General features: G+C 58.7%; 7 protein-coding genes and 2 pseudogenes. 3 read left to right on the top strand and 6 right to left on the bottom strand.

Annotated elements, in window-relative coordinates:
- Positions 1-59 precede the first annotated feature (59 nt).
- The 3 genes from ASG60_RS06975 to ASG60_RS23375 are packed head-to-tail and all read right to left on the bottom strand — an operon-like array spanning position 60 to position 4,441.
- The gene (locus tag ASG60_RS06975) at positions 60-3,245 is read right to left on the bottom strand and encodes a DUF87 domain-containing protein (RefSeq protein WP_056384692.1); all 3,186 of its coding nucleotides are present in this window, start codon (positions 3,243-3,245) and stop codon (positions 60-62) included.
- Between the two features lie 14 nt (positions 3,246-3,259).
- Positions 3,260-3,967, bottom strand: coding sequence for a hypothetical protein (locus ASG60_RS06980; protein WP_056384693.1), 708 nt, complete (start codon positions 3,965-3,967; stop codon positions 3,260-3,262).
- Positions 3,968-3,970: 3 nt separating this feature from the next.
- Positions 3,971-4,441 carry a DUF559 domain-containing protein gene (locus ASG60_RS23375; protein WP_244476595.1) on the bottom strand — a complete coding sequence of 157 codons (471 nt, stop codon included), beginning with the start codon at positions 4,439-4,441 and terminating at the stop codon, positions 3,971-3,973.
- A gap of 297 nt (positions 4,442-4,738) precedes the next feature.
- On the opposite strand from ASG60_RS23375, the gene ASG60_RS23380 reads away from it, so the two are divergent.
- On the top strand, positions 4,739-4,984 hold the full coding sequence (locus ASG60_RS23380) for a hypothetical protein (RefSeq protein WP_244476596.1): 246 nt from the start codon (positions 4,739-4,741) through the stop codon (positions 4,982-4,984).
- Between the two features lie 589 nt (positions 4,985-5,573).
- Positions 5,574-6,263: an SDR family NAD(P)-dependent oxidoreductase gene (locus ASG60_RS21865; RefSeq protein ID WP_082531654.1), complete on the top strand. Its 690-nt coding sequence runs from the start codon at positions 5,574-5,576 to the stop codon at positions 6,261-6,263.
- A gap of 257 nt (positions 6,264-6,520) precedes the next feature.
- Here the strand turns inward: ASG60_RS21865 and ASG60_RS21870 are convergent, their stop codons facing one another.
- Positions 6,521-7,687 carry a DUF2235 domain-containing protein gene (locus ASG60_RS21870; RefSeq protein ID WP_082531657.1) on the bottom strand — a complete coding sequence of 389 codons (1,167 nt, stop codon included), beginning with the start codon at positions 7,685-7,687 and terminating at the stop codon, positions 6,521-6,523.
- Between the two features lie 601 nt (positions 7,688-8,288).
- Between ASG60_RS21870 and ASG60_RS06990 the strand changes: the two are divergent.
- Positions 8,289-8,555, top strand: a pseudogene (locus tag ASG60_RS06990) (hypothetical protein); the annotation flags it as partial.
- 117 nt (positions 8,556-8,672) lie between these two features.
- Here the strand turns inward: ASG60_RS06990 and ASG60_RS06995 are convergent.
- Positions 8,673-8,942 (bottom strand): annotated as a pseudogene (locus ASG60_RS06995) (IS630 family transposase); the annotation flags it as partial.
- A gap of 16 nt (positions 8,943-8,958) precedes the next feature.
- On the bottom strand, positions 8,959-9,266 hold a 308-nt coding region (locus ASG60_RS07000), incomplete at its 5' end, for a transposase (protein WP_200947656.1).

The following is a 9,266-nucleotide window of genomic DNA, read 5'->3' on the forward strand; positions in this document are numbered from 1 at the left end:
CGACTTCGTTCGCTCTCGCGTTTGGACCAACTCGCGCCGTGGCCGTTCCGCTACGCCGATTAGACTGCGGCCTGAGCCACGGAAAGCCGAGCCTTTTCAATCACCTGCTCTGGCGTGGGCGGATTCGCAGGATGATAGCTTAGGCAAAGCTGGGTTCGCAGCTTTGACGGCTTTCCTGATCCCTCGCTGGCGAAATAGAACTCGCCCGACTTGAGCCTGCCGATATCACTACCGCTGCCTCCGTTCGCGGCAAGAATCTCCTGGGCCGCCGCTATGGTAGCCGGTGCGCTTTGACGCCCAAAGAACTGCGTCGTGCAGTTCGAGACCACTTGGTTGTGAATACCCTTCGGAACCTGGGTCGCGACGATCATCCCGAGGCCGTATTTGCGGCCCTGCGCTACGAGCTTGATGCCGCTTCCAAGGCTGGGCGAAGCCCGTTGCGCTGGTAGGAAACTCTGAGCCTCGTCCATCACGTAGAGCCTGCCGCGCGGCGACGGATTTTTCTTTATCCAACTGAAGAGCGTCATCTGGAGGCGGTTCACAAAGTCTTCGCGAGCCGCTTCTGAGGCAAGGCCGGACAGGTTGATCACCGAGATGCGCGTGCGTTCCGGATCGCGCCCGTAGAATAGCTGGTGCGGGTCGAGGACCGTTCCGTCTACACGAAGGAGGGGGTTCGTCGCGATGGCGGCATGGAGCTGGTCCGCCATAGCCTGGGCGTGCTTAGGAGCGCTGCCGATCTGACTTATCCCGTCCGGCAGATCTGCGAGCAAATCCATGAAGGCGGTGAGGTCGCCGCCTCCACCCTCCGCGAAGTGCCGAAGTGCGTCGGCAAGGACGCCGCGCTGGAGCGCATTTCGCGCACCAGCCAACGGTCCAAGGGTTTCTGCCGCCATCTCGATAGCTTGCTGGCGCTCGTCGCGGTCAGCCCCGACCTCGGCGAAGTCAGGCAGCACCGAAAGGAACAGAGGATTGCCGGCATGCACGCCCGGCGTCCACACGACCACTTCGACCTGAGTGCGAAAGCGAGCAGCCTTGACGGTGTCGTCCAGTGAGAAGCTTTCCGGCCGCTCAGGCCAGGCATCACCGAGGCGCGCGAGGTCGTTGTTAGGGTCAATCACGATAGCTGGAATGCCCGCCAGCGTCGCCTCCTCCACGAGTCGGCGCAGCAGCACCGTTTTTCCCGACCCAGAGCCCGCTATGATCGCGGTGTGGCGCATTAGCAGGCGAGTCGGCAGGGTGACGGAAGGCGCCTCGGGCGTGAGGCGGTGGCCGACCAAAATTTCCTCCGGCGGCGTCATCAGCTCGCCCCGGGAAACGCTCGGCGTGTTGGAGGAACGCCTCTCAATGGGCGGCGCGGATGGCTGATTTGGTGAGGGTGCTGGCTCCTCTGGAACCACAGGCGGCTGATCCACCGGGTTTGTCTCGCTAGCGCGCGGCGCATGGGCAAGACCCGCATCCTCAAAGAAGGCGGTTGACAGAAGCGGCTGCTCCGCCCGGAGCCAGCGCTCGAAACGATCAGACATGCCTTCGGCTTGCGCCCGCGCCCGCAGGTCGCGCAGGGCCACGAACGTTCGCAGGTCGTCGTCCGTGGGATCGATCAACTGGCCGCCCGCCGCCGAGAAGGCGTCGAAGAGCGCCTTCGTCTTTGCACCGCCCGGCATGGGCCCGCGCCGAACGAGGAGCAGGGCGCGGTCGGGGATGCGCGCCGAGATGCCCGAAGCCGTGAGCGCCGCACGGAGCCGGGCCTGGAAGGCGATGGCGTTCTGGTGCTGGAGCGCTCGGTAGCAAACGTGACGCTCGCGGTCGTTCTCGTCGCGGTGAATGAAGGTCAGGCGGCCGTGCAGGGGCGGGATCTTCTGATCGGGCTCGCCCTTGCTCGCCACGTCGAGGGTGTCGTCGGGATCGTCCTCCAGGGCGTAGATGTCGAAGGCGTCGCACAGGAGTCGGCCTAGCCACCCATCCTCGACGCTTTGGATGCCCGTGATGTCGGCCGCCCGGCGGGCCGCGGCGAGGTCAAACTCCGAGTCCGGGATCGCGACGGGCGGCTGCCCCGACGGGTCGAGGAGTGAGGTGCAGGGTCCGACCGTCTCCGTCGCGAGGCAGTGGCGCCGAAAGGCATCGCACCGCATCAGCAAGGTGCGGGGCATCATGCCGAATGCCGCCGCATCCGCAATCGCCTCATCGCTGAACGGCCAGGTTCTGGCGGGCGGTGCGAAGCCGGCCTCCGCGTAGGCCGGCGCTAGCCGCCCGGCGACGAGCGCCGCGGCGGCGGACCGCTCGTTCATGCCGACGAGGCCCCGGGGTTCGCCGAAGCGCTCCCGCATCGGCTGGAGCCCGCGCGTCTTGATGCGCTCCCAGGATTCCTGGAGGCAGGTCACCACTGTCATGCTGCGGTCGCAGACGATGCTGAGCTCGAGCAGCCCTGCCGAGAGCACTTCCGTGAGGCTCGTCTCCGGTTCGAGGCCGTCGCCGCCCGCGAGGCGGCTCGTGTCGATGATGCCGTCGATCTGGTCGACGGCAACGAGGGTCGGGCCGCTCAGCGCCATGATCCAGCACATGCCGCGCACGACCTCGACGGGGGCCGGCGGCGGCGTCTTGAAGCCCAGGGCGGTGCGCTCCGCCGGATCGGCCTCGTAGCCCTGGAGCCAGGCGTGGGCGAGGCCGACGGCGCTGAAATCCTGCGAGCGCAGGAGGCAGAGGGCGCGGAACACGTCGAGGTGTTTGAGCGCGCGTCCTGGATCGACGCTCATTAGAGCCCGCACGAGCACGTCGACGATGCGCCGCGTGTCGATGCTCGGCGTATTAAACGCGGCCTCGACCTGTTCCTCGACGTGGAAGCGGCGCGCGACCCCGGCCAGCACGGCATCCGATTGCCGGCGGCCGTTCGGCATAGTTTGGAGAAGCGCGGTGACGAAGCTCAGGGCTGCACTGCGCCAGAAATCCGTAAGTCCGAGCACGTCTAGGGGCACGAACCAGGCGCCGGTGGCCCAGGCCTCGCGCCGAAGCTGCCCGACGAGGTGGGTCTTGCCGACGCCGGACTGGCCAACGAGGACTTGGCCTGGAGCGCGGTCGGCCGGCTGCCGGGCCTTCCGATGTAGGTCGGCGACGATCTCGGGAACGAGCCGCTCGTTGGGGCCGCCGGTCGGCTCGGCGTCGATCCAGATGCTATCGAGGGTGCGCACCCAATCGAAATCGACACGCCGCAAGGCGTCGAGGGCGTCGTGCGTGCGGGCGGCGTCGCTCATACGAAGGGCGTTTCTCACGATTGAATCCAGAGAATATGGAAGGGCTCGCCGGCCGGTGCGTAGGCGGCCTCTCGCTCGACAGCATCCAGGGATTTGGGATCGCTGAACTGGCTCAGTCGCGCGTTGGGATCACCGCGTAGGATCGCGGCGAGACCCGCGTCTAGCGTCTCGCGTTCGACGTCGGCGAGATGCGCGCGCAGGGCACTCAAGCGCACGGCCGTGGCCCGCTCGCCGCCCGTTAGGGCCAGGTATGCCGCTTCGATCCGCTCACGGATCCGCGCGGGCGCCGGGCCCGAAGCGGATTTCGGCTTGCGTGCCGCCTTGGAGTTCGGTGGATCTTTCGATCTTGATTTTGCCGGGACCTTTGCTTTCGAGGCCGGGACGGATTTGGGTTCGGCGCGCATCGGACCGATGAACTCGGCGAGCGTCGCGGCGTTCGCTTCGAGATGCGCGTGAAGGAGCTCCAGCCAGTCCTGCAGCACGCGGAGGCTCGGCGGCAGCGGGTCGCGAAGATGGGCACCGGCCCAATTCCAGCCCTTATCGGTGACGGTGAGCCGAAGTGAACGGCCCTGCTTGTGAGCTTCGAGTAGATGTGCCGTGATGAGTGCCTCACGGTCGGCTCTCTCGATCTTTGGCACGATAACGCTCTGGAGGGCGCTTCCGGAGCGGCCCAGGAGGCACCAGAGTATCAACGCCTGCTTTGACGTTGGGGTTTCGCTCATGGGTCATCCCTCATGCCTGCGCCGCCGCAGGTCGACGACGGCGCGAATTTTTTCGATTGATAGAGAAAGGTCAGCCGCGACCTGTTCGTTGGTTAAGCGCAGGATGAGGTAGCCGGACGTCAACAGCTGGTAGTCGCGGTGACGGTCGGCGCTAAACTTCGGCTCGGCCCGATGTTCGGGCCCGTCCAGTTCCACGACGACCATGTGGGCCGAGCATAGTAGATCGACCCGCACCCGTGCACCCCAGTCGCCGACTGCCACCGGCGCATTGCAGACGAAGAGACCGCGAAGGCCGTCATCCTGCGCCAATGCAGCAGCCACGCGCTGCTCAATCACGCTGGCGTGATGCGCACCAGGCGTTGGGGCAATGAACCGCTCCCTTACCGTGGCTTGGGGACATGCCAGTTCGAGGGCCCCGTAGAGAATGCGGTCGTAGGGCGCGACCGCCGGCGGAAGCACGGTCAATGTCGTCACGACCGCTGCGCCATGTCGGGCGCACCAGTCAAGCGCATCTATTACCGGATCCGCTCGTTTGCCTGACGCTGGATCCACCTCCCAAACGAGAATAACGCCGAGAGATCCGACTGCGCGAAGGAGGTAATTGAACTCGAGTTCCCGTGCCATCCGATGGAAGCGTGGCGATAGGCCGAGGCTAGCGCGCTTGGCTGCCGCCGCCCACCAGGGATCGGAACTTGAAGATGAGAGGGCTGCATTCGGAGGTCCCGCTTCCTCTGCCGTGCGGGATGCATCCGATTCGTCCCAGTGAGGCCAGTGGGCAAGGGCGAGATCGGCGAGATCATCGAGAAGTCGTTCGAGGATCCCCAGCGTCGAGGTGAATCCACGGGACGTGACGAGAAGCGCACCACGTTTGCGCTCAAGTCCATCCGCAAGGATTTCGCCGACGCCATCGCGATCAACGCCGATGATCGTCAGCCGCTCACCAGACGCCATGCCGACGATACGTTGAACGAGCGCAACTACGTCAATCTGCGGCCATGCCGGAGCCGTCGGATCTAAATGCGAAGTCAAATGGGAGGGTCGCGGTATCGGCCTGATCCGGTTTCACAAATCCGATCATAACGATTCGGCACGGCCGAGCACAGACCGACATGGTGCGATTTCGTCGCAGAGGACGGATCGCAGACGAAGATCGTGGTTCAGAACATACCCTTTGGTGGGGCATTCTTCAGATGATTCGGACTGGTTGGCGCAGCATCATGTCACCCCACGCATCCGAGTCCGGCAGGGAGCTTCCTACCGTTGGCCGCGATTGCCGTATCGCCAAACCGGCTTTGGAAAGATTGCGCGATGGGTCGGTCGGCAAGAGACGGAGTGCTGGGACGCCCAAACGTTCGGGTTAAGCATCTACTTTTCGGCACGATCCGCTTCGTTGCGCAGCGCCACTCCAACTTGTTGGACGACCTCGACGGCAGCCTTGATCATCTCGGGGCAAGGCTCACGGCGAGGCGAAGGACGACGAGGCGGTGCGGGACATCGCCCGGCGCTTCATCAAGAGCCTACGTGCCGAACGCTAACCCAAGTGCATAGCGCTTAGCACAAATTCGACTGAGCATGCGTTCAGCGCATTTCGAGGAGGCCTGATGGTATGAGCACACAAAGGGTGCTGGTGGTCGGCGCTTCTCGCGGCCTCGGTCTCGGTCTTGTAGCCAGATTTCTCGAACGCAACTGGGACGTCACCGCCACTGTGCGCCGCCCCTCCGCTGGGCTGACGGATCTGGCCGCCAGGGGACATCTGAGGATCCAGGCGGGGGTGGATATCAATGACGACGAGGCTGTGACCGCTCTTCGAGTAGCCCTGGCGGATGCGCCGGATTTTGATATCGTCTTCGTCGTAGTTGGGGTCGCCACGCAAGCCGGCACGCCGATCGCCGCCCTGCCGCGTTCAGTTGCAGGGATGATGTTCGAGACGAATGCCATTAGCCCGATACGTTTCGCCGAAGCTTTCCAAAAACGTGTCGCACCCGGTGGCCTCATCGTCTTGATGACGTCGAAGCTCGGCTCGGTGTCGCTGAACCGCGGCGGCGGTTGGGGAAGCTACCGGGCGAGCAAGGCGGCACTTAACACTCTTGCCCGCTCCTTCGTAGGCCAGCACGCGAAAGCACATTGGGGTGTCGTGCTGATGCACCCCGGATGGGTTCGCACAGATCTCGGTGGTCGACGGGCTACTCTCGATGTCGAGACCAGCGCTCGCGGCATTGTCACAGTTTTAGAAGGACACCTCGGTCGGTCTGGATACGTCTTCCTCGACTACGCGGGCGAGACTGTTCCGTGGTGATGCGGGGGTGACGCTCGCTTGAATTCGAAGCTAACATAATCACACGCGGCACTCGGCTGCTCCTCCACCAACCGCGTAACATGTTAATGTTTTTAGAACAACACGCTGGACCGAGAAGGATGCCATATGTATTTACTTCGATTCACACCCGACCATGGCTCAATCACCTGTTACGACAGGTGTTTGAGCCAGTGATAATAGGTGTATTTTTCGGCAATGCTTACGCCACCCTAATTGCCGTCAACTTCGATCTATTGTTAAAAAAAAGAGTCTTTATTCACATTCAACCAATCGCTTATAAGATCGACTAAGTCTATTTTAGTGTTTGATTTCAATTTGAAGTAGTCATCTCTGTATGTTTCGGTATTTTTGTCATGCTTCCAAAATACATTCTTATTTTTCATGTAGAAGTGAAGAGGATGAAGCTCATCTCCAATATTGATATCATCCTTGCGAGATAATGCGGGCCCAGGGAAAGGCTCTCGGTTGACTACTATAAGATTATTGGAATTCTTAGAGCGGATATTGTCAATGATCTCATTATGTGGTTTTAGATCGAGCGCGACACCCGCATATTGCTTCATTAAAGCAGCCATAGTCAGCAAGCTGATATTGCTGATAAAATCTTCAACATAGCCGCCGCCTACATCTGAGTGAACGCCTGGAACCCAAATTTCCCGTAGATTTGTTTTAGAATTTAAGACGGGACGAAATCTCTTTAATTCAAATAGTTCTCTCACGTCATGCATGCTCATTAGATGGACTGCGTTTTCAACTTTTGACGCAGGTGTTGAATCGCGAAAATCTAAATTTGATGGTAGCTTGCCATCATATGCACCTATGACTGTATCAAAAACTCCTAGGAATTTAATTGAGACTTCATCTGATTGATGAAATACACGTTCACCTTTATTTTCTGAGGCTAGTCGACTATGCAAAGCCGAAATCATATTAAAATATTCGATGTCGCCTTTCACTGCGGATATTGTAAGGAAGTCGTTCCATAGTCGATCCATAAACATTAATGTCTTAGATCTTAGAATACCAAAATCCGAAACTAGCCGAGAAAAGATACGAGCGGCAGCTGATCCTCGAGAAAAACCAATAAGTATGATTTCATCGCCGCGCCTAAAATTTGCGCATAAGTTAATATATGCTCGAAGAATTAATTGCTCAAGGCCATCGCCAAATACAATCTGTCCAACTGAGCGGATAATACCGCCTCGCTCGGGCTCTTTGACAGTAAAATTTGTTCCAATTCCAGGAAGGTAAAAAGTCACTTGTGTTTGATAGGATATTCCACCGTTTGTATTGATTTCCCTATGCTCAGCAATCAGTTGATTCAAGGCATAAACGTTAGTAAACGCTCTAGAGGTGGCGCTGTTTGCTGTTCCATCAAACAGAAAAATCATCGACTTTGCCATTTATCTATCCTTATGCCATGTTTCGCATTTCAAGTAGTAGTATAATTAGAATACTTAATTAGTAAATATATACATCAGTAATTATTAAGCATCTGTTATTGTGTAACAACTGGTTGTTGTATGACTGCTTTATTTGAGTGGTGTAATTCATAACAATATTGAAATTGGCATGGCCAAAAATCATTATAAATCTACCATTAATGGGAGATCCAAGGACTTATTTCAATCTTTGAGCTCGTTCAAGTGCTATGGTGTATCAAAAGTTTTTGTAAGGATTAAAAAGGTCGGATAGACTCGATCTATTGATTTAAATCTAAATAAAATAAACGCCGGAGGAAAATTGTGTTTATAAAAACTTGTATTACTCCGATTCGAAGCTCGCAAAAACAAAAAATTCAGTGGTTAACATTTTTTCAGTATTAGATTCGCTTTGAGCTAGTGGCATCAGAGCAAGATTTTTATCTAACAACGCGAAAAATCTACGTTCTCTTGATAGGGGAAAAAATGCGTTGCAGAAAATAAAGTTGCTGAATGTTAGTGCGATCAAGCTTTTAGATTTGATTATTGCACCGGTTAATTAGGTCGGAGTTCTGCTGCGGCCATGGTATCTTGGCGTATCGGTCGAGCGCAGAATGTGAGTAGCAGCACGGTGCCGAAATCCTTCGACCGGAGCACACCTGTCGAAACGCTCACCGGCACGATCGAGCGCGTCACGTTGCACAATGCTGAGACCGGCTTCTGCGTCTTGAAAGTCCAAGCGCGCGGCAAGCGCGACCTCGTGCCGGTGATCGGCCACGCTCCCGCGATCGGCGCTGGGGAGTGGATCACGGCGACCGGCATCTGGTTCACTGACCGACAGCATGGGCTCTAGTGCACTGACTCAGACGGATGGTTCAGGGGTTCGGTTGAGAGCGTCGAAGATGGCAGCGGCGGGTTTGGTCCAGACGAAGGGTCTGGACCTTTGGTTGTGTNCTAGTGCACTGACTCAGACGGATGGTTCAGGGGTTCGGTTGAGAGCGTCGAAGATGGCAGCGGCGGGTTTGGTCCAGACGAAGGGTCTGGACCTTTGGTTGTGTTCGACGATGTAGCGTTTGATGGCCGCCTGCAGGTCGACGAGTCCGGTGAAGGTCCCGCGTCGCAACCGGCGGCGYGTGAGGGCGGAGAAGAAGCCCTCGACGGCGTTGAGCCATGAGGCCGATGTCGGGGTGAAGTGGAAAGTCCATCGCGGATGGCGGGCGAGCCAGGCGCGGACCTTCCGCTAGTGCACTGACTCAGACGGATGGTTCAGGGGTTCGGTTGAGAGCGTCGAAGATGGCAGCGGCGGGTTTGGTCCAGACGAAGGGTCTGGGCCTTTGGTTGTGCTCGACGATGTAGCGTTTGATGGCCGCCTGCAGGTCGACGAGTCCGGTGAAGGTCCCGCGTCGCAACCGGCGGCGTGTGAGAGCGGAGAAGAAGCCCTCGACGGCGTTGAGCCATGAGGCCGATGTCGGGGTGAAGTGGAAAGTCCATCGCGGATGGCGGGCGAGCCAGGCGCGGACCTTCGGGTGCTTGTGGCTGCCGTAGTTGTCGAGCACCGCGT

It is taken from the genome of Methylobacterium sp. Leaf469, from assembly GCF_001424745.1.
In the GTDB taxonomy this organism is placed as follows: Bacteria; Pseudomonadota; Alphaproteobacteria; order Rhizobiales; family Beijerinckiaceae; genus Methylobacterium.